25 protein-coding genes are annotated in these 25,188 nt (G+C 47.3%); 11 read left to right on the plus strand and 14 right to left on the minus strand.

Translation table 11 applies throughout. The features are described from left to right. Positions 1 to 8: 8 nt before the first annotated feature. On the minus strand, positions 9 to 983 hold the full coding sequence (locus tag GLV81_RS07150; protein WP_157478119.1) for a hypothetical protein: 975 nt from the start codon (positions 981 to 983) through the stop codon (positions 9 to 11). 115 nt (positions 984 to 1,098) lie between these two features. Here GLV81_RS07150 and holA point away from each other — a divergent pair, with 115 nt between their 5' ends. Then, a complete protein-coding gene (holA, locus tag GLV81_RS07155; protein ID WP_157478120.1) occupies positions 1,099 to 2,115 on the plus strand; it encodes a DNA polymerase III subunit delta in 1,017 nt (338 codons plus the stop codon). Here the strand turns inward: holA and GLV81_RS07160 are convergent. Continuing rightward, entirely contained in the window at positions 2,112 to 3,059 is a 948-nt protein-coding gene (locus GLV81_RS07160; protein WP_157478121.1) for a bifunctional riboflavin kinase/FAD synthetase, read from the minus strand. The genes holA and GLV81_RS07160 overlap by 4 nt on opposite strands. Positions 3,060 to 3,082: 23 nt before the next feature. On the opposite strand from GLV81_RS07160, the gene GLV81_RS07165 reads away from it, so the two are divergent. Together GLV81_RS07165 and GLV81_RS07170 are read left to right on the plus strand one after the other, a co-directional pair. Further along, entirely contained in the window at positions 3,083 to 4,255 is a 1,173-nt protein-coding gene (locus tag GLV81_RS07165; RefSeq protein ID WP_343030607.1) for an AIR synthase-related protein, read from the plus strand. A gap of 99 nt (positions 4,256 to 4,354) precedes the next feature. After that, positions 4,355 to 5,050 carry a cell division ATP-binding protein FtsE gene (locus GLV81_RS07170; RefSeq protein ID WP_157478122.1) on the plus strand — a complete coding sequence of 232 codons (696 nt, stop codon included), beginning with the start codon at positions 4,355 to 4,357 and terminating at the stop codon, positions 5,048 to 5,050. 2 nt (positions 5,051 to 5,052) lie between these two features. Here GLV81_RS07170 and GLV81_RS07175 read toward each other — a convergent pair whose 3' ends face one another. Together GLV81_RS07175 and GLV81_RS07180 are read right to left on the minus strand one after the other, a co-directional pair. Then, a complete protein-coding gene (locus tag GLV81_RS07175) occupies positions 5,053 to 6,234 on the minus strand; it encodes a glycosyltransferase (RefSeq protein ID WP_157478123.1) in 1,182 nt (393 codons plus the stop codon). Continuing rightward, positions 6,234 to 7,400, minus strand: a complete 1,167-nt coding sequence (locus tag GLV81_RS07180; RefSeq protein WP_157478124.1) for a glycosyltransferase family 4 protein — start codon at positions 7,398 to 7,400, stop codon at positions 6,234 to 6,236. The genes GLV81_RS07175 and GLV81_RS07180 overlap by 1 nt, the downstream gene beginning before the upstream one ends. Positions 7,401 to 7,523: 123 nt before the next feature. On the opposite strand from GLV81_RS07180, the gene rpsO reads away from it, so the two are divergent. The 6 genes from rpsO (at position 7,524) to GLV81_RS07210 (ending at position 13,309) form a co-directional block, all read left to right on the plus strand. Continuing rightward, positions 7,524 to 7,796, plus strand: a complete 273-nt coding sequence (gene rpsO, locus GLV81_RS07185; RefSeq protein WP_157478125.1) for a 30S ribosomal protein S15 — start codon at positions 7,524 to 7,526, stop codon at positions 7,794 to 7,796. A 174-nt stretch (positions 7,797 to 7,970) separates the two neighbouring features. After that, positions 7,971 to 10,127: a polyribonucleotide nucleotidyltransferase gene (locus GLV81_RS07190; RefSeq protein WP_157478127.1), complete on the plus strand. Its 2,157-nt coding sequence runs from the start codon at positions 7,971 to 7,973 to the stop codon at positions 10,125 to 10,127. A gap of 47 nt (positions 10,128 to 10,174) precedes the next feature. Further along, a complete protein-coding gene (gene prmA / locus GLV81_RS07195) occupies positions 10,175 to 11,038 on the plus strand; it encodes a 50S ribosomal protein L11 methyltransferase (RefSeq protein WP_246186304.1) in 864 nt (287 codons plus the stop codon). A 113-nt stretch (positions 11,039 to 11,151) separates the two neighbouring features. Further along, positions 11,152 to 11,802: a glycerol-3-phosphate 1-O-acyltransferase PlsY gene (gene plsY / locus GLV81_RS07200; protein ID WP_157478129.1), complete on the plus strand. Its 651-nt coding sequence runs from the start codon at positions 11,152 to 11,154 to the stop codon at positions 11,800 to 11,802. A 100-nt stretch (positions 11,803 to 11,902) separates the two neighbouring features. Then, positions 11,903 to 12,712 (plus strand): M48 family metallopeptidase, encoded by an 810-nt coding sequence (locus GLV81_RS07205; RefSeq protein ID WP_157478131.1) that lies wholly within the window; start codon positions 11,903 to 11,905, stop codon positions 12,710 to 12,712. A 153-nt stretch (positions 12,713 to 12,865) separates the two neighbouring features. After that, complete coding sequence (locus GLV81_RS07210) at positions 12,866 to 13,309, plus strand: hypothetical protein (RefSeq protein ID WP_197429010.1); 444 nt, start codon at positions 12,866 to 12,868, stop codon at positions 13,307 to 13,309. Between the two features lie 70 nt (positions 13,310 to 13,379). On the opposite strand, the gene GLV81_RS07215 is transcribed toward GLV81_RS07210, so the two are convergent. The 10 genes from GLV81_RS07215 to GLV81_RS07255 all read right to left on the minus strand — a co-directional run bounded on the left by GLV81_RS07215 (position 13,380) and on the right by GLV81_RS07255 (position 22,746). Further along, the gene (locus GLV81_RS07215; protein WP_157478133.1) at positions 13,380 to 15,299 is read right to left on the minus strand and encodes a CocE/NonD family hydrolase; all 1,920 of its coding nucleotides are present in this window, start codon (positions 15,297 to 15,299) and stop codon (positions 13,380 to 13,382) included. Between the two features lie 82 nt (positions 15,300 to 15,381). Beyond that, complete coding sequence (locus GLV81_RS07220; protein WP_157478135.1) at positions 15,382 to 16,074, minus strand: 2'-5' RNA ligase family protein; 693 nt, start codon at positions 16,072 to 16,074, stop codon at positions 15,382 to 15,384. Between the two features lie 4 nt (positions 16,075 to 16,078). Continuing rightward, a complete protein-coding gene (locus GLV81_RS21170; protein ID WP_281350802.1) occupies positions 16,079 to 16,708 on the minus strand; it encodes a pyruvate kinase in 630 nt (209 codons plus the stop codon). Next, on the minus strand, positions 16,687 to 17,568 hold the full coding sequence (gene pyk, locus GLV81_RS20120; RefSeq protein WP_281350803.1) for a pyruvate kinase: 882 nt from the start codon (positions 17,566 to 17,568) through the stop codon (positions 16,687 to 16,689). The genes GLV81_RS21170 and pyk overlap by 22 nt, the downstream gene beginning before the upstream one ends. A gap of 54 nt (positions 17,569 to 17,622) precedes the next feature. Then, positions 17,623 to 18,603: a 6-phosphofructokinase gene (gene pfkA, locus GLV81_RS07230; protein ID WP_157478137.1), complete on the minus strand. Its 981-nt coding sequence runs from the start codon at positions 18,601 to 18,603 to the stop codon at positions 17,623 to 17,625. Positions 18,604 to 18,832: 229 nt separating this feature from the next. Then, the gene (gene dapB / locus GLV81_RS07235; RefSeq protein ID WP_157478139.1) at positions 18,833 to 19,549 is read right to left on the minus strand and encodes a 4-hydroxy-tetrahydrodipicolinate reductase; all 717 of its coding nucleotides are present in this window, start codon (positions 19,547 to 19,549) and stop codon (positions 18,833 to 18,835) included. 16 nt (positions 19,550 to 19,565) lie between these two features. Further along, on the minus strand, positions 19,566 to 20,249 hold the full coding sequence (locus GLV81_RS07240) for a DUF5683 domain-containing protein (protein ID WP_157478141.1): 684 nt from the start codon (positions 20,247 to 20,249) through the stop codon (positions 19,566 to 19,568). After that, a complete protein-coding gene (locus tag GLV81_RS07245) occupies positions 20,230 to 21,153 on the minus strand; it encodes a ParB/RepB/Spo0J family partition protein (RefSeq protein ID WP_157478143.1) in 924 nt (307 codons plus the stop codon). The genes GLV81_RS07240 and GLV81_RS07245 overlap by 20 nt, the downstream gene beginning before the upstream one ends. Positions 21,154 to 21,228: 75 nt before the next feature. Beyond that, positions 21,229 to 22,029, minus strand: coding sequence for a ParA family protein (locus GLV81_RS07250; protein ID WP_157478145.1), 801 nt, complete (start codon positions 22,027 to 22,029; stop codon positions 21,229 to 21,231). A gap of 36 nt (positions 22,030 to 22,065) precedes the next feature. Further along, positions 22,066 to 22,746 (minus strand): metal-dependent hydrolase, encoded by a 681-nt coding sequence (locus GLV81_RS07255; RefSeq protein ID WP_157478147.1) that lies wholly within the window; start codon positions 22,744 to 22,746, stop codon positions 22,066 to 22,068. A gap of 91 nt (positions 22,747 to 22,837) precedes the next feature. Between GLV81_RS07255 and GLV81_RS07260 the strand changes: the two genes are divergently transcribed. Beyond that, the gene (locus tag GLV81_RS07260) at positions 22,838 to 24,082 is read left to right on the plus strand and encodes a metallophosphoesterase (RefSeq protein ID WP_157478149.1); all 1,245 of its coding nucleotides are present in this window, start codon (positions 22,838 to 22,840) and stop codon (positions 24,080 to 24,082) included. Positions 24,083 to 24,138: 56 nt separating this feature from the next. Beyond that, positions 24,139 to 25,182, plus strand: a complete 1,044-nt coding sequence (locus GLV81_RS07265; RefSeq protein WP_157478151.1) for a hypothetical protein — start codon at positions 24,139 to 24,141, stop codon at positions 25,180 to 25,182. The last annotated feature ends 6 nt before the right edge of the window (positions 25,183 to 25,188 follow it).

A 25,188-nucleotide genomic window follows, 5' to 3' on the forward strand; every position in this document is an offset into this window, starting at 1 on the left:
TTTACATATTATCCAAACAAACCACCTTTCTTCAATGTGCGAACGCCTTCGCCAATCTTGAATCCATTGTGGTAGATTTCAATTTTGTAATTACCGGTTTGGAAACCTTTATCGCTTTTCCAGTCAAAACTTACGGGTGTTTTCTTGCCGCTTTCGTACTGCACCTGCACCTTAGAAGTGTAGGGCTTGTCGCCTTCTTCACGGGTGGTAAAAACGGTGTTGCTGGCAATAGGGCTGCCATCAGGAGCGGTTACGGTTATGTAAATTTCTTTTTCACCACTTTTTGCCAGGCGGTTTTCATCCAGCTGAAAAGCAATGCGCAATTTGTCGGCACGTTTGGCGGTGGCTGTTTCTTTTTCTTTGCCGGAGCCTTTTTCGTTCAGCGCTGCTATGCTGATGTTAGAAGCCTTGAGGGTGCTGGCAACGTCGGCTGTTTCATCCAGTGTTTTCTGAATGCTTTGCTTTTCATTACGTGTAGCTTCAAGGTCAGCTTCTACCTGTTGCTTTTCTGTAGTCAGTTGCTGATTGTTGGCTACAAGCGTTTGGTTTTCACCTTCCAGGCGGCGTACATCTGCAGCCAGTGTTTCAATCGTACCATTCAGTTGGTTAATCATCTGACGGGCACGTGCTAAATCGGCTGCAGTGGCATTTTTATTATTTACCACCTTGCGGATTTCATTGCGCAGCCGGGCTATTTCCTGGTTGCGTGTATCCAAATTGTCGGCCATGGTTTGGTTTTCACCCATCAGGCTATCGAGGCGGCCCAGCGATTCAGTGTACAGGTTACGTACCTGATCTCTTTCGCTGGTAACCAGTGTGTTCTGGCTGGTAAGTGCACCTACTTGCTCCTGGCTTTTGTTCTTTTCGTAAATGATATAACCCCAGGACAGCAACAAAGCAGCGGCAAGGCCACTATAGATCAACGTACGGTTGTCTTTTTTGGGAGTAGCGCTGTTGTACTCATTCAATTTCATGTCTTCCATATGCTTCGTGTTTTTAGTTCATTGGAAAGGTATGCCAACACCGTGCCAGACCAACTTTTCAACGCTGTTAAAAACTTTCTAATACACCCTTTTTAAAGTTTCATTGCTTTGTTACGTGGCGGTGGATAAAATCATTCTTGATTGGAAAAAAGGTGCTTTCAAATCAGTGTACTGGTTGGAAGGTGAGGAACCTTTCTTTATAGATCAGGTATTGGGCTATGCAGAAAAAAACATTCTGACAGATGCCGAAGCAAGTTTCAATTTGTCGGTGTTTTACGGTCGTGATGCCGATTGGTCGGCCGTAGTGAATGCTTGCCGCCGCTACCCCATGCAATCGCAGCGCCAGGTGGTGTTGCTGAAAGAAGCCCAGTACATGAAGGATATCGAAAAGCTGGAAGGCTATATCGAAAATCCGCTCAGCAGTACAGTGCTGGTAGTAGGCTACAAACAGAAAAAAGTAGACGGCCGCAGTAAGCTGGCCAAACTGCTGAAGCAAAAAGGCGAAGTACTCAGTACCAAAAAATTATACGACAGTGAATTGCCTAACTGGGTAGTGAATCATTTAAAAGCAGATGGTTTTACCATTTCGCAAAAGGCGGTGTATTTACTGGTAGATCATATTGGTAACGATTTGTCTCGGCTGGCCAATGAACTGGAGAAAGTACAAATCAACCTGGGCCAGCGCAAAGAAATTACCGAGGATGATATTGAGAACTTTGTAGGCATCAGCAAGGAGTATAACGTGTTTGAATTGCAGCATGCACTTACCCAGCGCAACATGACCCGCTGTTTGCAAATCATTCAATACTTCGAAGGCAACCCCAAAGCATTGCCCATTATGCAATTGCTGCCTACGCTGTATTCTTTTTTCAGCAAAGCTTACATGGTGTTTGGTGCCGGTACCAACGACGAATATCAATTGATTAAATATCTTGGTTATCAGGGGCCCAATCCTTATGTAAAAGATATTATCAGCTGCGCCAAAAACTACCGCCAGAAAGGCGTGGAGCAAGCCATTTTACTGCTACACGAATACAATCTCAAAAGCATTGGCATTCATGCTTCCAATGTTTCAGATGCTAATCTGCTGAAAGAAATGGTGGTGAAAATGATTACGCCAACGGTCGATTAACTTTCATAGGCCTGCAGCAAGAGTTGCGATGCATCCTTGTCTTTTTGCAACTGTGCTTTCAAACTATCCAGTCCGCTGAATTTTTGCTCACCCCGTAGGTGGCAAATCACTTCTATGCGTAGCGTTTCGCCGTAGATGTCTTCATCAAAATCAAAGATGTTGACCTCTACCGTTTGGCGGGTGCCATCCACGGTTGGGCGAACGCCAATGTTCATCATGCCCTTCATCCATGTGCCGTTTTGATTCATGCGTTTTACACGCACTGCATACACACCGTTGCCCGGCATCAGCTTTTCAGTATCATTCATGCGGATGTTGGCTGTAGGGTAGCCAATGGTGCGGCCAAGCTTATTGCCTTCTACCACGGTGCCTTCAAAAAAGTAGGCATAACCAAGGTAGCTATTGGCTGCAGCAATATGGCTATTGATAACAGAAGTACGGATGCGGGTACTGCTGATGGTATTGTCATTGAGTACTTCGGCAGGAATTTCCATCAACTCATAGCCATGTTTGCTTTTCAGCGCTTCCAGCAATTGATAGTTGCCTTCGCGGTTTTTACCAAAACGATGGTCGTAACCAATTACAATACAGCGGGGGTGAAAATGAGCTACCAGGAACTGCTCCACATATTCGAGTGCTGTTTGCTCGGCAAATTCGCTGGTAAAAGGAACAATCACCAAATGGTCGATGCCCTGTTTTTCCAGCAATTCTATTTTTTCAGCAATGGTATTGATGAGGCGCAATTCCGAGTGCTGATTGCCTACAATGCGCCGTGGGTGCGGGTTGAAGGTGATGATGACACTTTCACCATCAATGGCTGCAGCCTTTTCTGTGAGCTGCTTGGTAATGATGCGGTGACCATTGTGCACACCATCAAACGTGCCAATGGTAACCACGGCATTGCGGAAATTGGGAAGTCGGTCGATGTGCTTGTGTACCTGCATGGGCCGGCAAATTTGAATTAGTAATGGCCAATTTCCAAATCTCTGCCGCAGCCGCCTATTTTTGCAGCATGTCTTTATATGCAAAGCGAGGCGTTTCGGCGCAAAAAGAAGAGGTGCATGCTGCCACCCAACACTTAGATCAGGGGCTGTTTCCCAAAGCATTTTGTAAAGTATATCCCGATTTGCTCGGCGGCGATGCCGACTGGGTAAATGTGATGCATGCCGATGGTGCCGGTACCAAAAGTATTCTGGCTTATTTGTACTGGAAAGAAACCGGCGACATCAGTGTGTGGAAAGGCATTGCACAAGATGCCATTGTGATGAACCTTGATGACCTGCTTTGTGTGGGCATTCACGACAATATCGTTTTCAATTCTACCATCGACCGCAACAAGCTGCTCATACCTGGCGAAGTGTTGCAACAGGTCATCAGCGGCTCACAGGAGCTGTTTGATACATTGGCCGATTTTGGCGTGAACATAGCTTACCTCGGCGGCGAAACGGCCGATGTAGGCGATGTGGTTCGAACCGTTGCCGTAAATGGTACCATGAGTGTTCGCTGGCCAAAATCAAAAATTGTGACCAACGAAAAAATTGCTGCAGGCGATGTGATTGTGGGCTTGGCTTCTTACGGCCAAAGCGTGTACGAATCCAGCTACAATAGCGGTATTGGCAGCAATGGTTTGACCAGTGCCCGCCACGATGTGCTGAGTAAATACTATGCGGAGCATTTCCCCATGACCTATGAACCTACGCTCAGCGATGATGTGGTGTATATCGGCAAGCACCGCATGACGGATATAGTGATGGACGAAGGGCATAACGTAGGGCAATTGCTGCTGAGTCCTACCCGTACCTATGCACCGGTGTTGAAAAAACTGCTCACCGAAAACTTCGATAAGATACATGGATTGGTGCACTGCAGTGGTGGTGGCCAAACCAAGTGCATGAAGTTTGTACCAGCTGGTGTGCAGGTAGTAAAAGACAACCTGTTTGCTACACCGTATATTTTTGAACTGATACAACAATGTAGCGGTGCTGATATGCGGGAAATGATGCAGGTATTCAACATGGGCTGCCGCCTCGAAATTTATTGCAGCGAAGCCAATGCAGCAACCATGATTGACACGGCAAAAGCTTTTGGCATAGATGCACAAATCATCGGCCGTGTAGAGGCGTCAGATAAAAAAAGTTGACGATTGAGCATGCCGGCGAAACAATTATTTTTGAATAAATCAGTTATTGATTCATCACCCAAAGGATGAGCTTCGCTACTCCTTGCATATTCTTACTCCATGGCTGAAGAAATAGTAGTACAACTCAAACAGGTCAATATTTATCAGGGCGACGTACAAATTTTGAAAGGTGTAAACCTCGAAGTGCGTCGTGGCGAATTTGTATACCTCGTAGGTAAAACCGGCACCGGCAAATCTTCTTTGCTCAAAACCTTGTATGGCGAATTAGCACTGAAAGAAGGTGAGGGCAAAGTGGTAGGACACGACCTGCGCAATCAAACCTGGAAAACCATTCCGTTTTTGCGCCGCGACCTCGGTGTGGTGTTTCAGGATTTTCAATTGCTTACCGACCGAAATGTAAAGGAGAACCTCAAGTTTGTATTGAAAGCCACCGGCTGGAAAGATGAAAACATGATCAATGCAAAAATTGATGATGTGCTGGAAAAAGTAGGCCTCAAAAGCAAGGGTTTTAAAATGCCTTTTGAAATGAGTGGTGGCGAACAACAACGTATTGATATTGCACGGGCATTGCTCAACTCACCCCGCTTGCTGCTGGCCGATGAACCTACAGGCAACCTCGACCCCGAAACCAGCGACGAAATCATGGGCCTGCTCATGAACCTGAGCAAAGATTACGGCATGGCCGTCATCATGGCTACGCATGATTACATGGTCATCAATAAATTTCCTGCAAGAATTTTGCGCACCGAAAAAGGAAAAGTGTACGACAGCGCCAATCAGTACGCTGAAAATTAATATCAGGCAGAAAGCTTGAGGCTTGCTGCTACTTTGCCCGGCACGGTTGGTTCCTGTTCAAAAATCCAGCGAATCATCTGCCGGGCATTTCTTTCGTTGTTAAACAAAGATTGCATCACCTGCATACGGTCTTCAAAGTTGTGCAGGTGGTAAGGTTGGTCAAAAGCCTTGGCAATGGCATCTTTCATGCTGATGGTGCTGTTGGCAATCAGGCAGCAGCTGTTGAGACCACTACCTTCTACTCCAGCTTCATTCACTACGCAGTGCCTGCCAAAATACAGAGCGTTAATCAGTTTCAGCTTGATACCCGTGCTGTTGAAAGAGGGCAAAATATTCACCTGCGCCTTCTTTATCAGCTCTTCCATTTCGGTCTGCTCGGGGTTGGCCACAATACAGGTATGCGGAAAACTATGGGCTAGTTTTTCCAGTTTAGCAGAGGGATTTTTACCCGCTACAACAAAAGGTATTTCCAACTTGCTGAAAATTTCTTCGAGCAGCCAGGTAGCTGCATATTCATTTTCGGGCACACTCAGGTTGCCATGATACAGGCAAAAACTACCGTGTGAGCCGTACCATTCGGGTGCAAACTCGGGCAGGTAAAGTGGTAAAAAGTCTACATTGTTGTAGCCCAATTCACGGTTAAAAACTTCCAGGTCTTTTTCAGTGACGGTCCAAAAAGTGGCTTTGCCTGCCATAGCCGCTTCGTACTTTTTCAGCAGGGCACTTTCTCTTTTGAAAAAGAGTTTTTTGAACATGCTGCCACTGGTTTCAGAAAGCTGGCGGTAATATTCATATTCCACATTGTGGAGCCGTACAAAACAGCGGTTGGCGGGCAAATCGCCGTTGTACGCAAAATAGGTACAGTGCATGCCTTCCATCAGCACAGGGTAATCGTCTTGTTTCAGGCGTTTGAGCAATGCATCATTGGCCCGGCTGGCTACAATGTAGGGTACACTGGTAGCCAGACTTTTGAGCGGTGTCACCCGCTCGTAGTAGTGTACTTCTTCGCAATATTGGTTGAGCACGGGCTGCTGACCACGGCCGTATTCAAAACAGTGCAAATGAATTTTTACACCCGCTTCGCTCAGGGCTTTAATCTTGTAAAACAAATCAAAAACGCCACCATAATCCACCGGATAGGGTACGTCTAAACAAACGATATGTAAATGCTTCTCTGCCAACATCAATAATGCTTAGAATGCTCCTGTAGGCAATTTGCCCAAACTTGCAGCATGTTTTTTTCTTCTATGTTCCAGTTCCAAACAGATGCTGCAATGATGCATTTTCCTATCAGTCTTTCGTACAAAACAGCATCTTTCGCCAAAAGGTTCATGGCTTGTGCTATTTCGATGGGAGCGACCTCATTTACCAAAACCGCAACTTCATGTTGCTCATTCAAATGTTCATATTCGGGATACCGCACACAAACCTGCGGCTTGCCAGCCTGCACGTAATCAAAAAAGCGATTGGCTAAAGAATAGTATTGATTGAGGCCGCTGTTGTTAAACAAAGTAATGCCTGCAAATGCCTGTTGGGTAAGGTTGCGCAATACGGATGGTTTCAAATGACCCGTCAAGATAACCTTGTCTGCCACGCCGTGAGCAGCAATCAAACTTTTTACCTGTTCCATATAATTGCCATCTCCGGCAATCACCAGCGGGAGTGAGGTTTCTTTCATGGCAGCAATCAGTTCGTCGAATGCCCGGCCTTCGTTGACCGCTCCCTGATACAAGAAAAAACGTTCTGGCAATAAAAGTGTCGATTGCAGAGTTTCAACAATAGTGTTTCCTGCAGGCAGTGGCATGTTGCGTACCACGGCATACTTCACTTTGTACCGCCGGCTAAACTCATCCGCTATAAATTGATTGACGGTATACCCGTACTGAAACTGGGGCACACACCAAGCCTCGATGGCTTTCCAAATGGCGGCAATCCAAGGTCTTCTCTTCACTTCTGTGAGCTCGGTAAAGAGTTCGTGGGCATCGTACAGGCGGGGGAGCTGGTACTTTTTGCTGATGAGCAGGCAAGGAACAATGCTGTCAAGGTCGATGGCGCAAATGGCCATGTGGGTGGCTCCGGGCTGCTGGTGTGCCTTGGCCTGGTGCTGCAAATATTTGTACAGTGCTTTGTTGTAGGCCCAATAAAACCGCTTCCCTTTTTGTGGCGAAACATTGAGCCGGACTTGCTCAAAAGGTTGATGGTCAAGGGGCAAACTGGCCGCGGTGCTGCGGCCTACCAGGGTAACCTCATAGCCTGCCCGGGCAAGCGAACCGCAAATGCGCTGCATCCGCCGATCAAAACTCAGGTCGTTGGTAACCGTGCAATAAATATGGTAATCTTGCGGCTGCATGTGCTAATTGGGGGCGCAATCTAAAATCCTTTCGATAATATTTCCCTGATATCTTTTTTTGCCCTACTTTTGCCGCCCATAAAATTGGATGATTTAATCGGATAACAAAAAACGCATAATCGGATGCCTTATTTAACTGTAGAAAAGAAAGCCAAGATTTTCGAAACTTATGGTGGCAGCGCTAAAAACACTGGTTCTATCGAGGGCCAGATTGCTTTATTGACTGAGCGTATTTCTGCTTTGTCTGCTCACCTGCAGCAAAACAAAAAAGATTTCAGCACTCACCGTGGTCTCATGAAGATGGTTGGTCAGCGTAAGCGTTTGCTTACCTACCTCAGCAAGCACAACTTGCAGGGATACCGCCAACTGATTGAAAAACTGGGTCTCAGAAAGTAATCATGCGGTTGCATTAACGATATAAACCCCAATTAGCCTGGCTGATTGGGGTTCTCATATTTTGTTACAAGCTTTTGACTGCTTTTTTTACCCGTCGCGTCGTGCCCCATTGTGGCAGGGCGTTTTGTTGCATCATACCGAATCTAAAATCAAGGTTTTCGCAAATTCTTATTTATGTTGACACAACCACATTCCGTTGTGATAGACATGGGCCCCAACAGTAAGCCCATTACTATCAGCACAGGCCGGCTTGCCCGCCAGGCCGATGGCGCTGCCCTGTTGCAGTGCGGCAATTGCTACCTGCTGGCCACCGTTTGCGCCAGCAAAGAACCCCGCCCCGGACAGTCTTTCTTTCCATTGACTGTAGACTATCAGGAGAAATTCGCTTCTGCTGGTCGAATCCCCGGTTCATTTTTTAAGCGTGAAGGCAAGCTGAGCGACTACGAAGTACTCATCAGCCGTTTGATAGACCGTGCCCTGCGTCCGCTGTTTCCCGAAGATTACTTCTGCGACGTTCAGGTGCTGGTTACCCTTTTGTCTAGCGACCCCGAAGTAATGCCCGATGCGCTGGCTTGCCTGGCTGCATCTGCTGCTTTGGCCGTAAGTGATGTGCCCGTTCAGGAAGTCATTTCTGAAGTACGCATTGGCCGTCAGAACGGCGAATACCTGATTAACCCCACCCGTACCCAGTTGCAGTCTTGCGATATGGACTTCATCATTGCGGCTACTGCCAAAAACATGATGATGGTGGAAGGTGAAGCCAAAGAGTGCCAGGAAGAAGATTTGGTAAAAGCTTTGGAACTGGCTCACGAAGCTATCCGTAAGCAAATTGCTGCTCAGGAAGACCTGCGTACACAGGTTGGTGTAACCGGCAAACGGGAGTACACTAAGCCTTACCGCAATGAAGCACTCGAAAACAAGATTGCTGAACTCGGCCGTGCCAAAATGTATGAGATCGCTAAAAGCGCCTCTGCCAAGCATGAACGCAGTGAAGCTTTCAGCAAACTTTTTGATGAGGTAAAAGAAGCCCTCGGCGAATTGCCCGAAGAAGACCAACCGCTGGTAGGCCACTACCTCGGCGAACTGCAGTATTACGTTGTTCGTGATATGATGCTCGATGACCGCATTCGTCTCGATGGCCGTAACCTCACCACTGTTCGTCCTTTGGATATGATGGTAGATGTACTGCCTTCACCACATGGTTGCGCCCTGTTTACCCGTGGTGAAACTCAATCGCTGACCACCGTTACTCTCGGTACGCCAAATGATGAGCTGTTGATTGAAACAGCTGCTACCAGCGACTATGTAAAATTCATTTTGCACTATAACTTCCCGCCATTCAGCACCGGCGAAACCAAGCCCATGCGTGGTCCTGGCCGTCGTGAAGTTGGCCATGGCAACCTGGCCATGCGCAGCCTGAAGCAAATCATGCCCGGCAACGAATATCCTTACACCGTACGTGTGGTGAGTGATATTTTGGAGTCGAACGGTTCGAGCTCAATGGCAACTGTTTGTGCCGGTTCTTTGGCACTGATGGATGCTGGTGTTCCTTTTGCCAAGCACGTAAGTGGTGTGGCCATGGGCCTCATTACCCGTAAAGATGGTAAGTACGCCATCCTCACCGATATCCTCGGCGACGAAGATCATTTGGGTGACATGGACTTTAAAGTAACCGGTACCCGTGATGGTATTTGTGGTGTGCAGATGGACATCAAAATTGATGGCCTCAGCATGGATGTAATGCGTGAAGCACTGGCTCAGGCACGTGATGGCCGCATGCACATATTGGATGCTATGTACGCTACTATTCCTGCAGCCCGTGAAGAGGTGAAACCACACTCTCCACGCATGGTGAAGATGTTCATCGAGAAAGAATTCATTGGCGCAGTGATTGGACCACAGGGTAAAGTTGTACAGGAAATTCAGAAAGAAACCGGTACTACTATTACCATCGAAGAGAAGAACAATATGGGTGAGGTAAGCATCTTTGGTACTAACAAAGAAGGTGTTGACCGTGCCGAGCGTTGGGTGAAAGGCATTGTGGCTGTACCAACAGTTGGCGATGTGTACGAAGCCACTGTGAAGAGCATTATGCCTTACGGAGCATTCGTTGAATTCCTGCCTGGTAAGCAAGGTTTGCTTCACATCAGCGAAGTAAGCTGGAAGCGTCTTGAAACACTCGAAGGCATCCTCCGCGAAGGCGATATGGTGAAGGTAAAACTCACCGGTACTGATCCTAAAACAGGTAAGTTTAAGCTGAGCCGCAAGGTGCTGCTGCCTAAGCCTGAAGGTCAAAGCCGTCCTGAGCAAGGCCCTGCCGATCAACAATAATTCAATGATTTAACTATAGGCTGTTTCCAAAGTTGGCAACCCCAACAATGGAAACAGCCTTTTGCTTTACTACTATGCAAGAAGCACTCATTTACCTGCAATACCAGATTCAGATTGAGCCCGGCACTGATGCTGCTGATTTATTGATAGCAGAACTTTCGCTGCTGGGTATCGAAGGCTTTGAAGAAGGAGAGAGGCAGTTGACCGCCTCTGGCAAAAAAGAGGAAACCGACGCAGCAGCAATCGAGTTGCTGTTAAAAAATCAGGGATTAACATTTACCGTGGCTGAGGTGGCCCAGCAAAACTGGAATGCGCTGTGGGAGTCATCTTTTGAGCCGGTATTGATTGAAGATTTTGCAGCCGTCCGTGCTGCTTTTCATGCACCGGTAACAACGGTTCTTCATGAGCTCATCATCACTCCTAAAATGAGTTTTGGTACCGGCCACCATGCCACTACCTGGCTGATGGTTAAAGAAATGTCGACCTTGGATTTTACAGGAAAATCGGTTTTCGACTTTGGCACTGGTACTGGTGTACTGGCCATACTGGCTGCCAAGCTCGGCGCCATTCGTGTGCTCGGTATCGACAATGATACCTGGAGCATTGACAATGCCATCGAAAATGTATCGGTAAACAAGGTGGAGGGCATTGAACTGCAACTGGCCGATAAGGTACCTGTGGGCCATACTTATCCCATTGTACTGGCCAATATCAACAAACATGTAATTATGGCCCATTTGCCCGCTATGAAAGCCATTACGGCCCCGGGTGGTACCTGGCTGCTGAGCGGCTTACTTACCGTCGACGAGGCCGAAGTAAAGGCAGCGGTAGAAGCGCTGGGGTTACAATGGCAGCATACCCTGCAGAAAGATGGGTGGATTTCGATGCGCTTTACTGACACAGGTGTTTGATTGTTAATGTTGAATTCCCTATTTTAGCCAGAGTGTTAGCTTTGACTTTTCTGTAAAAAAACTCACACCGCCACACCCGGGAGCGTATTGTAAACAGAAAGCAGTTAGTTAGAATGCAGGAATTTTTGTTGATTGTGGTAGCCTACATGATAGGTTCCATACCTACAGCCGTTTGGGTAAGTAAATTTTTCTTCGGCATTGATATTCGTGATTATGGTAGTGGCAACGCCGGCGCTACCAATACATTCCGTGTACTAGGTACTTCCTGGGGCTCGTTTGTAATGGTGGTAGATATTCTTAAAGGTGTGCTGGCTTCTTTTCTTTACTTGTTACTTCCTTATTACCTCACCAACCAGCTCGACCGCACCAATTTCATGATTGGCCTTGGTTTGGCAGCTGTTCTGGGCCACATTTTTCCCATTTGGGCGGGCTTCAAAGGCGGTAAGGGTGTAGCCACTGTTTTTGGTATGGTCATAGCCATTCAACCACTCGTTGCTATTTCTGTTGTAGCTGTTTTTTTACTGGTATTGTATCTTACCCGCTTTGTATCGCTGAGCTCTATACTGGCCAGTCTGGCATTGCCTGTACTTATTTTGGTGGTATTTAACGAGCCGGAATTGTTGTATCGCATTTTTGCCATTGCTGTGGCATTGCTGGTAATTGTAACGCACCAGAAAAATATTGGCCGTTTGCTCAATGGCAATGAAAGCAAAGCCCGGATTTTTACCTACCGCGACAGAAGAAAGAGTCGCAGGGATGCTTAATCGTTAGTGGGTTCAACGAAGATTTTTCGCTTTCGCCGAATTAGTAATTCAGCAACAATTTCAGGCACGAATTTTTGCACCTGAAATAAAAACGACACACATGAAACAAGTTTGGATACCCTTAATTGGAGGGTTGATTTTTGTATATGCCTGTACCACCAACAAAGTGACAGGCAAAAAACAGTTGAATATTATTTCTTCTGCGCAAATGCTGTCGCTGTCGGAAACTCAATACAAACAAGTATTGCAGCAAAGCAAACTGATAACAGGAACCGCTCATGCCAAAAAGGTTGCGGAAATTGGTAAACGCATTGCCGCTGCGGTTACCAAATACTACAACGATCAGGGCATGCAAGCCGAAATGGCCACTTACAAATGGGAATACAATTTGATTGACAGCAAAGAAGTAAATGCCTGGTGCATGCCCGGCGGTAAAATTGCAGTGTACACTGGCTTGCTGCCCGTTACCAAAAATGATGATGCCCTTGCTGTAGTGATGGGCCACGAAGTAGCCCATGCCTTGGCCGAACATGGCAAGCAACGCATCCATCAGCAGTTAGGTACCGAGTTGGCAGCGTTGGGCCTGCAGGGTATGATGGCGGGTAAACCGCAACAAACCCAGGCTGCGTTTATGACCGCATTTGGTGCAGCTTCCACACTGGGTGTCATTTTGCCTTTCAGCCGTAAGCAGGAACTGGAGGCCGACAAACTGGGCTTGCAGTTTGCGGCCATGGCCGGTTACAATCCTGAAGAAGCCATTCCATTGTGGCAACGTATGGGAGAGTTGAGCAAAGGCAACAAACCTCCCGAATTTGCCAGCACCCACCCAGCAGAAGAAACCCGGATTGCTGAGTTGCAAAAGCAAATGCCAGAAGCTAAAAAACTGTATCTCAGCACTAAAGGGAAATAGGCTTTTTTGGAGAATCTCTTATAAATAAGGGCGGATATTACTGAATTATTTGAAATTATGTATCAAGAACAGGCTAAGTCTTAGATACTTTTTGTAACTTTGCACCTTCGATTTCTTTAACCTTTATTCTTTATCAAACAGTTTTGTTGAGAGATGTCGCAGCCTAGCATTGTAGAAAAACTTCGTTTGACAGATGAGAAAAACCTGCTAATCCAGGGACTTCCTTCCTCCATTGAAAAACAATTTGCCAAGCTCTCATTCGCTAAGAATGTGACGCCTCTGTTGAAGTCAAGAAAAATTGACTGGGCATTGGTATTTGCGGTGAATGAAAACCAGTTGAGGAACATTCTGAAAGACGTAATGCCTGCCTTGAGAGAAGGAGGCAAATTGTGGGTGGCTTATCCCAAAACCACTTCCAAAATTGTAAGTGACCTCAACCGTGAAGGTAGTTGGGGATGCCTGACTTGTACCGGATATGAAGGGGTAGAAGAAGTGGCTCTCGACCATGTGTGGAGTGCCATCTGGTGGAAATGTGGCGGATTAGACGAAAGTGAAATGGCTGAAATGGAAGCCGCTGCTGCTGAAGCAAAAGGCTAATTCAGTGTACGGAAATAAAAAAAGGCGACTGCAGATGCAGTCGCCTTTTTTGTGCACTATAATCGGAATGTTATTCATTAGGAATCACAGGCAGTAAAATGCGGCTGGCCACGCCTTCGGTATGGTACAATTGAATGCTGGCCTTCTTAAAATCTTCGGGCTTTGCCTCGTAAATGTTGGTAAAGGTTTGCGGATTGCGGTCTACCAACGGGAACCAGCTGCTTTGCACCTGAATCACCAAACGATGTCCTTTCTGGAAAACATGGGCCACATCAGGCAGGTAAAATTTCACCCGGGTAATTTTATTGGGCACAAACGGCTCTGGTGCTTCAAAACTGTTGCGGAATTTGCCCCGCATAATTTCGCCCCGTACCAGCATTTGATAGCCGTTCATATCAGTAAGACCGCTGTATACCGTGTCGGCGCCTGATGTTGCTTTACTTACATTATTAGGAAACTCATCAATGATTTTGACTACTAAATCAATATCGGTGGCATCGGTGCTCACCATCAAATCAGCATATACCGGACCGCCAAGTGTCAGGTTTTCTTTCAGTACTTCAGTCTTAAAAGTGAGTACATCTTTGCGGGCACTGGCAAAGCGTTGGTCGTTGGTCATGTACTCACGGGTTCTGCTTTCAATTACGGTAGAACCTTCATGGGGCACCGGATTGGCCGGATCGCTTATGTAGCTGGTGAATGCTTTTTTGCCTTCGGGTTTTTCAGTGGGTTTAAGCGCTGCCGGCCGTTTGAAAGACAGCTTACCACCTGGCTGAAAAAACAGGGCTTGTTCTTGCATGTTTTTCACCGGCCATTCGTTGAATTGTTTCCATTCGTTGCTACCGCTAAAAAACACCGTGGCTTCGGCAATATCTGTAGCGGGTTTGTTGTTGAGGAAATGCTCGAAGAAGGGCAACTCAACATGCTGCTGATACCAGTAAGAAGTGTTGCTGCCAAACTTCACTGCACCAAGGTAGCTACCATTACTCCGTCCACCCCAGGCGCCATGAAACCAAGGCCCCATGGTTATTTTGTTGTAATGACGGGGATTGGCAGTTTCAATAGCCTTGTACAAATTCCAAGCACCAAAGCAATCTTCGGCATCGTAAGTACCGCCTACTACCAGCATAGCGGGTTGTAAATTGTTGACCGCTTTGCGGGCATCCCTTGCCTGCCAAAATTCATTGTACACGGGGTGTTTCATCAGGGTGTTCCAAAAAGCGATGCTGTCGCCCAGATAACGGTTGTTGAATGCGGGCAAGGGGCCTGTTTCGAGGTAAAACTTGTAAGCGTCTTTTTCTGTACGCTGATAGCCTGGATTGTAGCGGGTAACAGGCTGGGGGCGGGGTACACCAAATCCTTTGTAAAATTCGAAACCATCAAACAACATAAATGCGCCGTTGTGATGAAAATCGTCGCCCATAAACCAATCGGTTACAGGGGCCTGTGGCGAAACTGCTTTCAACGCTGGATGATGGCTGGCCGCAGCCATGGTGCTGTAAAAACCCGGGTAGGAAATGCCGAAAACACCCACTTTACCATTGTTGCCCGGCAGGTATTTTACCAGCCAGTCAATAGCGTCGTAAGTGTCGCTGGCTTCATCCGTTTCTTCGCCTTTTTTATTAGGGTTAAATGGACGAACATCTTCAAACTGACCTTCGCTCATGTATCGGCCACGTACATCCTGAAAAACAATGATGTATTTTTTCATGGCGTACAAACCATGGTTCGTATTCCAGATGGCCCGAAACTTATCTACGCCATAAGGGGCACAACTGTACGGAGTTCGGGTGAGCAAAATGGGATGCCGCTCTGCCGAGTCTTTTGGAATGTAAATAGAGGTAAACAGGCGAATGCCATCCCGCATCGGAATCATTTTTTCCTGCTTCACATAGTTGTTGGCAATAAAGGCGGAGTCGGCCATAAAGGGCTGTGCCCAACTGTTGGCTGCTATGCAAAGCAGCAAGAGCATCATGAAATTTTTTCTCATATTGGTCAAGATAATGCTGGATTAAATACCTGCCGCCAGCGCATAAAAAAAACCGGAGCAAGTCCGGTTTTTCTGACGTTCGTTATACAACATTCCAGTTGCCGTGATCGAGTTTTACGAGTCGCAACTCTTTTGCATCAAACTGTTCGGCAAATGAACCCTGTGCTTCAAAATAAGCTTTTGCTTCCTGCAATTTTCCTTCTGGAATATCACGGGTGGCAATGGTAACATGTGGATTGAAAGGAGGCTTCATACCAAAAATGATAGAAGGAAACTGATCGGTAAATTCCTGCATGCATTCTTGCTCCAGCTGCAACAATTGCTGGTTTGGTGCCACATCTATAAACAATACACGGTCGCCGAAATTGCCGTAGCCATTGAGGTCTACGGTAAATGGTGCAATACCGATATTGAAAGTGGTCACAAAATCGAGCAAGTTTTGCTGAAGATCTTCTTCTGCACGGAAAGGAGGAACAATGGTGATATGCGCAGGTGATTTACCCGCAGCCCTGCAACCGTATTGTTCAAACATGTATTCTTTCTGTGCTTTCACTTTTTCATTCAGCTCATCGGGGCAAATGAGGGCTACGTAATAAAGGGCAAAACCTTCTGGCAGTGGATTGCGTTTGGGACGAAAATCCTGCTGACCACGGGGGCGAAAGCCGCCACCACCACGATTGCCATATCCACCACGGCCACCGCCGCCACCTCTGTTATTGTCGCCGCGACCATAACCACCGCCGCCGCTTCTGTTTCCTCTGTTATTGTTATACATGGGTTTAGCTTACTCTTGTTACTTTAATTACGTTGGTTGGCAGATGCGGATCTACCGGCGTACTTCCGGTATTGATGACTACATCGCCATTTTTGATATAGCCGCGTTGCTTGAGAATATCAATCTGATCACCAATGATATCATCGAGGCTTTCCTCTTCGGCATAGTAAAAGGCACGTACACCCCAACTTAAACTCAACTGTGGCACCAGGCTGGTTTCTTTTGTGAAAATATACAAAGGTGCCTTGGGGCGATAGCTGCTCAGCATAAAGGCAGTGTAACCACTCTGTGTCATACCAATTAACGCATCTGCATTTACGTCGAGAGCCATTTTACAGGCATTGTAGCAAATAGCATCGCTTAAGAAAGAGGGTGAATGCGGTTGAGGCTTCATCATTTCTTCGCGGTCGTACTGGTATGCAGTAGCTTCAATTTCCTTGATAATCTTGGTCATGGTTTCTACCACCAGCACGGGGTGCTCACCGGTAGCAGTTTCGCCGCTCAGCATTACTGCATCGGCGCCTTCCAAAACGGCGTTGGCCACGTCGGTAATTTCGCTACGGTTTGGTTTTACCCTGTCAATCATGCTTTCCATCATTTGGGTAGCTACAATCACGGGCTTAGCTCTATGCATGCACTTTCTGATCGATCTTTCTGAATCATGGGTACTTTTTCAACCGGCATTTCTACACCCAAATCGCCACGGGCAATCATAATGGCATCACTTTCCAAAATGATGTCACGGATGTTGGTGATGGCTTCAGGCTTTTCAATCTTAGCAATGATTTTAGTCTTACTCTTTTTCTCGTCGAGCTTGCTGCGCAAAATAACCAGGTCTTTTACACTCCGTACAAACGAAAGGGCAACCCAGTCGAGCTTTTGCTCAATGATGAATTCCAAATCAGCCAAATCTTTGTCTGTCAGTGCTGGCAAAGAGATTTTTGTATCGGGCAGGTTGATGCCTTTTTTGCTGGACAAAACACCACCAATAGTCACTTCAACTTTTACGTCACCATTGCGTTCAATGGTTTTTACTACTACTTCGAGCTTACCATCGTCAATCAAAATTTTGTTGCCAATGGTAACGTCGCCAGCCAGGTTTGGATAGCTAACGTAGATTTTTTCTTTAGTACCCACACATTTCTCGTTGGTAAATGTGAGGATATCCCCCGGCGCTACAGGCAGCGCATTGTTTTCAATTTCACCTACCCGAAGTTTTGGGCCCTGCAAATCGCCAAGGATGGCAATTTCAAAAGGCTGTTCGCTATTGATGCGGTGAATATTGTCGATGATGGCTTTTTTATCCTCGTGGCTGCCATGCGAAAAGTTGAGTCGGAAAACATTTACACCCGCCTGACAGAGGCGAAGCATCGTGTCGTAATCGGCTGATGCCGGGCCTACTGTGGCTACAATTTTTGTACGCTTATTGCTATGCTCAATACCAATTTGTTTGTCTTTACCGGTATAGGCATATTTCTCGCTGTGTCTGCTCATTGTTTGCTTAAATATTTATAAGGCTCTGATGATCAAAAATCGATGTTGATAGGCTTAGCTGGCCAGTATTTTTACAATCCGCAACCACTCTTTGTTGAAGCGTTCTTTGGCCTTCACCGCATTGTCGAGCGGAAGATAATGCATTCGGTTGTTTACAATGCCCACCATCACATTGTGTTTGCCTTCCATCAGGCATTCTACTGCGTGGTAGCCCATGCGGCTGGCTATCAAACGGTCGAGGCATGTAGGAGAGCCACCACGTTGGATGTGCCCCAAAATACAAACCCGCACATCGGCATTGGGCAGTCGTTCTTTTACCATTTTGCCTACTTCATCGCCACCTCCTGTGTCGTCGCCTTCGGCTACAACAATCAGGTTTACAAGTTTGCGGCGCTTTTCTTTTTCTGTAAGTCCGGCAATAATTTCTTCTACGTTCGTTTTGGTTTCGGGAATGAGGATATGCTCTGCACCGGTAGCAATACCACTGTGCAAGGCAATGTATCCGGCATCGCGGCCCATCACTTCTACAATAAACAAACGGTCGTGGGCATCTGCTGTATCACGAATTTTATCGATGGCACGTACGGCCGTATTTACTGCGGTATCAAAACCAATGGTAAAATCGGTACCGGCCATGTCTTTATCAATGGTGCCGGGAATGCCAATGCAGGGGATATCGTATTCGTTGCTGAAAATTTGGGCGCCACGGAAACTACCGTCACCGCCAATAATCACCAGTCCGTCTATGCCATGTTTACGCAGATTGTCGTATGCAATTTTGCGGCCTTCTGGAGTCATGAACTCTTTACAACGGGCTGTTTTTAAAATGGTACCACCCCGCTGTATAATGTTGGCCACACTGCGGCTGTTCATTGGTTCAATATCATCTTCCACCATGCCGGCATAGCCGCGGTGAATACCAAACACTTCAAGTCCGTAATGCAGGCCTGTACGAACCACGGCCCGGATGGCGGCGTTCATACCGGGGCTATCACCGCCGGATGTAAGAACACCTATTTTAGTTGGCTTATTCATTGTATGTCGATTGCTTGTAATAAAGGTTGCTTTGCGTAGCTTCTACACAAAAGCAGGCAAAAATAGGATTTTGCAAGCTTTAGGCCGGCACGCAGCGTGCTGCTTCGGGGGGTAAACTTTGCACATTGCCTGCAAAATTTTGCGTGTGTGCTGCCAGTTTTTACCTGCAAACCTTGCCGGTATAAAAGTGCAATCGAAAATACAGCTTATTGATTATCAACGATTATACTTATAAGCCTAATACCTGGCGCATGGTGTAAATGCCTTTTTTGCCCGCCAAAAACTCTGCAGCCAATACTGCTCCTAAGGCAAACCCTTGCCTGCTATGGGCGGTATGCGTAATGGAAATATCATCAATAGGAGAGCTGTAAGTGATGGTATGGGTACCGGGTGCCGGGTCAATCCGCTGGCTTTCGATATATAAGTCGGCAGGATTATCGCTGGGACTATTCACCCAGCGGGCTTTTTCGGTGTACGATTCCATCACCTGTTCGGCCAGCGAAATGGCGGTACCACTGGGCGCATCCAGCTTGGCGCTGTGGTGAATTTCGGTGAGTTGCACGGCGTATTCCTTGTGCGGATGCATGAGCCGGGCCAAACTACGGTTGAGTTCAAAAAACAAATTGACACCCAAACTGAAGTTGCTGGCATGAATGAGACCGGCATTTTTGACGGTGCAAGCTTTTTCAATTTCTTCCTTGCGACTCAACCAGCCAGTAGAACCACACACCACGGGCGTACCGGCATCAAAGCAAGCCAGCATGTTGTGTACGGCGCTTTCCGGATTAGAAAATTCGATGGCCACATCTGCTTGTTGCAGGTTGGTATTGTTCAGGTCGTGCAGGTTGTCTTTATCAATAATCAACACTACCTGATGACCTCGGTCTAGCAGAATTTGCTCAATGGTTTTACCCATTTTTCCATAGCCAATGAGTGCTACTTTCATAATGCGATTGCTGTATTTATCGGGTGATAACGGAAGCGTATTTAGGCTTGTTGTTTTTGGGGCGCAGCACCAATTGAAAGCCCGTTGTTTTTTGTACAGGATTGTATTGTGGCGAAATGCGCATACTCAGGTTGTCGCTTACATCAAAATCACGGAGGTTGGCAAATACTGTGGCATCGGCTACATTGAGGCCCCAGGCTATCAGAAAAGCCACTGCACTGTAATCTACATTGCGGCGGTATTCATCGCGGTAGCGTTTGATGGTATTGGGATAGGGCGCCAGCGGTTGCAGGTACTCCGGCAGTAAGGCGTTGTTGGCAGGATCGCTGTCGGTTACAATAATGTAGGCATCTTTCAGCTGACGGTACAGCTTAATATTGTCGAAAAAAAGGTAAGCGGGAATACCAATGGCGGCATACACAAAGGGTATTTTCCAGGCTTGCCGGTTGCTGGCCTGGCCCCAGCCCGGCAAAATAGCCGAGCGGCGGGTAACCCGGCGGATTTGCTTTTTGCGGAGCGAATCGGCAACGTAGGCTGAATCGGGTGCTGGTTTTTGGTTGACAGGAGCACCCGCTACTGTAGCAGCAGTGTCGGCCACCGCCGGTGAAGGCGTCGGCTTTTTGGATTGTGCAATGCCCAACAGGCATAAGCACAACAGCAGCCCTGTGAGCCAGAGTGGTTTATTGAACTTTGACGCCAACGATGTCGAGGATTTTATTGAGCTCCTGAAGCGAATAATATTCGATGGTAATGGCTCCAACACCAGATTTGGCATGCTTCATCATCACTTTGGTTCCGAAATGAGAGGCTAAGTTATCTTCCAATCTTTTGTACGCCGGAGGCAGATTGTTTTTTGCAGCAGCTTTAACAGCCGGCTTGGCGTTTTTGTAAATGTTGCGTACCAATTCTTCTGTTTGCCTTACAGACAAACCTTTGGCGGCCACTTCTTTAAAAATGAACAACTGCTTGTCTACTTCATCCACATTTACCAAGGCTCTGGCGTGACCCATGCTAATGACGCTGGTACGTACCGCCACTTGCAAATCGGGTGGGAGTTTCAGCAGGCGAACATAGTTGGCCACGGTGCTCCGTTCTTTACCCATGCGTTCGGCTACTTCTTCCTGCGTGTAATGCAGCTCATCCATTAGCCGCTTGTAGCTCAGCGCTATTTCAATGGCGTTCAGGTCTTCCCGCTGCAGGTTTTCTAACAGCGATAGTTCGAGCAGTTGCTTGTCGTTGCCTTCACGAACGTACACGGGCACATCAGTCAGGCCCGCAATTTTTGACGCCCTGAAACGACGTTCGCCGGCAATGAGGCGGTATTTATTGCCCGGACCGGCCATTTTGGCTACAGTCAGCGGCTGTATGATATCATGAATTTTGATGCTGGCCGCTAACTCCTGCAAGGCCTGCTCATCAAAATCGCGGCGGGGCTGCTTGGGGTTTACCTCAATATCTGCCAGGGGTATACGAGTAATGCCAGTGGACTTTTGCACCACTTCTTCCTTCAGATGGCCGTCTTTGGTTTTCAGGTCGGAATCGATATTGCTCAGCAGGCTGCGCAGGCCTTTGCCAATCATGGCTTTCTGATCTGTCTTACTCATGTTGTATACTCTTGGGGGACGGCAAAAGTACGGCCACAAAGGGTTTGTGCCGCTATAAAATATCCGGGTAAAAGACTACAGAATGTAGCGGTCTTCTTCCGAAATTTTGGTCATGTTGTTTTTCTGCAACACTTCCTTGGCCAGATTGAGATAATTGTTGGCGCCTTTGCTTTCGGCATCGTACAAAATCACCGGCTTGCCTACGCTGGGGGCTTCGCTCAGACGGGTGTTGCGGTGAATGATGGTTTCGAAAACGAGTGACTCAAAGTGACGGCGAACTTCGCTGACCACTTGGTTGCACAGGCGCAAACGGCCATCGTACATGGTCATCAAAATGCCTTCAATTTCCAACTGCGGATTGAGGCGGTTTTGTACAATCTTGATGGTATTGAGGAGCTTGCCCAAACCTTCGAGGGCAAAAAATTCTGTTTGTACAGGGATGGCCACTGAATCGGCAGCCACCAATGCATTTACAGTGATAAGGCCCAGCGAAGGGGAGCAGTCGATAACGATGAGGTCATATTTTTCCTGTAAGGGCTGCAGCAGTTGCTTCAGCACATTTTCGCGGTTGGGGTGGTTGATCATTTCTATTTCGGCACCCACCAGATCGATGTGAGAAGGAATAAGGTCGAGGTTAGGAATATCTGTTTTGAGCACCACATCGGCTGCAGGTACATTGTTTACCAGACAGTCGTACAGGCTCAGGTTGATGTTTTGCAAATCGAAGCCTACACCAGTGGTGCTGTTGGCCTGTGGGTCGGCATCCACCAACAATGTTCTGTATTCCAATACGGCCAGGCTGGCCGCCAGGTTGATGGCCGTGGTGGTTTTACCAACACCGCCTTTCTGATTTGCTATACCAATCGTTCTTGCCATTGTAATCCGCCTCTTCCTTGCTTATTGCTGTTGATATTAAAGTTCAATTGTTTCGCCAATTGCTGGCAGGGTGAGTGTGATGTTTTTGCTGGCGAAAGCCTGTGTGGCTGCCGCTTTGTCTACCACAATGTAGCCAAAGGTATCGTAATGCACCCCTACCACCTGCGTGGTTTTTACCCACTCCGCAGCAATGGCTGCATCACTGGCACCCATGGTGAAATTATCGCCGATGGGAAGCACGGCAAATTTGATTTTTCCCCATAGGGGTATCAACTGCATGTCCATGGTGAGGGCCGTATCGCCGCTGTAGTAAAAATCGCCTTCGGTGCTGTTGATGATAAAACCCATGGGATTGCCGCCATAGCTGCCATCGGGCAGGCTGCTGCTGTGGTGCGCCACCACACATTTTACCGTTCCGAAATCAAACTGGCGCTGACCGCCGGTGTTCATGGGGTGTACATTGTCATGACCCTGTTGGTTGAGCCAACCCATCAGTTCATAGGCACAAATGACGGTGGCATTGTTGGCCTTGGCTATTTCTACGGCATCGGCCACATGGTCCTGATGGGCATGCGACAGCAAAATGTAGTCGGCCTTAATGGCAGCTACATCTACCGAAGCAGCCAGCTCATTGTAGCGGATAAACGGATCGAACAACAGTTTTTTGCCTGCTGTTTCAACCAAAAAGCATGAATGACCGTAGTAAGTGAGTTTCATTGCTAATTTTTTTACATTTTTCTGTATACCCAAATGAATTGCGCTGCAAATATGCAACTTGCGGCCTGCAATTATAACAGCAACTCACATTATGCGTAGCGCCAGCGGCTCTATTATTTTTTTACTCGTTCTATTACTGGTCAACTGGTATGTTTTCCAGGCTTTGAAAACCGTTTCTGTCAACTGGACCGGCCGTACCAGAATCATTGTATACAGTATCTACTGGCTCATTTGTGGCCTGGGCTTTGCCCTGATGGCCAGCCTGCCCTACGTACAGTTTGATACGTGGCCAAAGGCAGTTCGTACGTATTTGTTTGCCATTCCGGTGGGCTTTTTTCTGGCTCAACTGGTGAGCATTCCTTTCTTTCTGATGGATGATATCCGCCGGTTGTTTCAGTGGGGCGCCGGATTTTTTGCAGCTAAAAAAGCAGCCGGTATCGAAGCGGGTGAAGGCATCAGCCGGAGTGTGTTTTTGAGCTGGCTGGGCCTGGGCATTGGTGGCGGTTTGTTCGGGTCGCTGCTATATGGTTTCAAAAACAAATACAACTATCAGGTAAGAAAAATACAATTGGCGTACCCCAATTTGCCCAAGGCTTTCAAAGGTTTTAAGCTGGTGCACATCAGCGATATACACAGCGGTAGCTTTACCGATAAAGAAGCCGTGCTGAGGGGAGTGCAGCTCATCAATGAGCAGGCAGCCGACGTGGTGCTGTTCACCGGCGATATGGTAAACGACCGGGCTACAGAAATGGAACCTTTCATGGATGTGTTTAGCCGGGTGCAGGCCAAGCAAGGTGTGTACAGCACGTTTGGTAACCACGATTATGGTGACTACGTACGTTGGAAAACCGATGAAGAAAAACTGGCCAACCAGGCTGCGCTGCGCAAAGTGCATGCCGAATTGGGCTGGCGCCTGTTGTGGGATGAAAATGTGGTGCTGCAAAAAGAGGACGCACAAATTGGGTTGATTGGTGTACAGAACATCAGCGGCAAAGGCAACTTTCACAGCTATGGCAGTTTGGCAAAAGCCCTGCACAACAAGCCCGATACATCGTTCAATATTCTCATGAGCCACGACCCCAGCCATTGGGATGCAGAAGTGGTAAAAGACCATCCGAACATTGACCTCACTTTAAGCGGCCATACCCATGGCATGCAGTTTGGGGTTGAAATTCCCGGCTTCCGGTGGAGCCCCGTAAAGTGGATGTACAAGCAATGGGCCGGCTTGTATGAAACGGGTGCACAAAAACTGTACGTCAACCGTGGCTTCGGTTTTATAGGCTACCCCGGCCGGGTGGGCATTTTGCCAGAAATAACCGTGATTGAATTGGTGTAAACGGTTAAACTCAGCAGCATCTTTCAGGTCATAGCCCCATACCTTTATGCTGCTTTATGAATACACTTCGTTCGCTTTTTGTGACAGGCATCATTGCTGTATGCCTTCTTTTTTCGCCTGCGGCAAAAGCCCAGCAAGACACTGCCATTGACTACGCCGCATTGGGAGTAGACACAACTGCACTGTATGATTCATTGCTCAATGAACTGCGGATGCTGGGGTTGGCGGGTGCTTCCCAAAAAAGTTATTTCGATGTAAACGTGGGCATGGGCAATGGCACATTTGCGTTGCAAAATGCCAGCTTCGATGTAAGCACCAACCACATTTTTTACAATGCCGGTTTGGGGTATTACCACAAGTCGGGTTTGTCATTATCAGCAGGAGCCAACTTTACCAATAGCAATGGTTCGCTGAGTGTATATCAGCAATACATATCGCCGGCATTTGACTTCAGAAATAAAAAAGTAGCAGCCGGCATTTCTTATTTCCACTACTTCAATAAAAAGGATGTTGATTTTTACATTTCACCGTTGGTAAATGAATTGTATGCATATACTGTGTTGAAGAAGTCGTGGCTGCAACCCAAGCTGGCATTGGATTACGCATGGGGTCAGTATGATGAATTGGAAGGGTTGAAATTTATTGACACGGTTCGGTATCGTCGGTTTGCACCCATTGTACGCTACCTCAGCCGTCAGCAACGTATTGCCAATGTGAGTGATTTCAGCATTATGTTCAGCGTACGCCACGACTTCATTCATACTTCCGAAAAGCATCCGAAATTATTTTTCCGCTATACACCCAGCTTGCTGGTATTGGGCGGCACGGCTACTTATGGTTCCAATACGCCACTCAATTCATTGAACGGCCCACGTATGACCAATCTTACCAATGTGCAGTATTTCCAAAGCTTATATGGCGATGCTTTTACGCCACCCTCTACCAGTTTTGCGTTGCAAAATTTCAACATCACCAATGCAGCCATGTTAGGTGTGGGTGCCTTTTACCTTCAGGGCCAGCTTACGTTGTCGTACATTATTCCTAAGGCGCAAAGCCGTTGGAATACATTCTTCAACCTCACCACTGGTGTAAGTTTTTAACGGCTT

Source organism: Phnomibacter ginsenosidimutans (genome assembly GCF_009740285.1).
GTDB lineage: Bacteria > Bacteroidota > Bacteroidia > Chitinophagales > Chitinophagaceae > Phnomibacter > Phnomibacter ginsenosidimutans.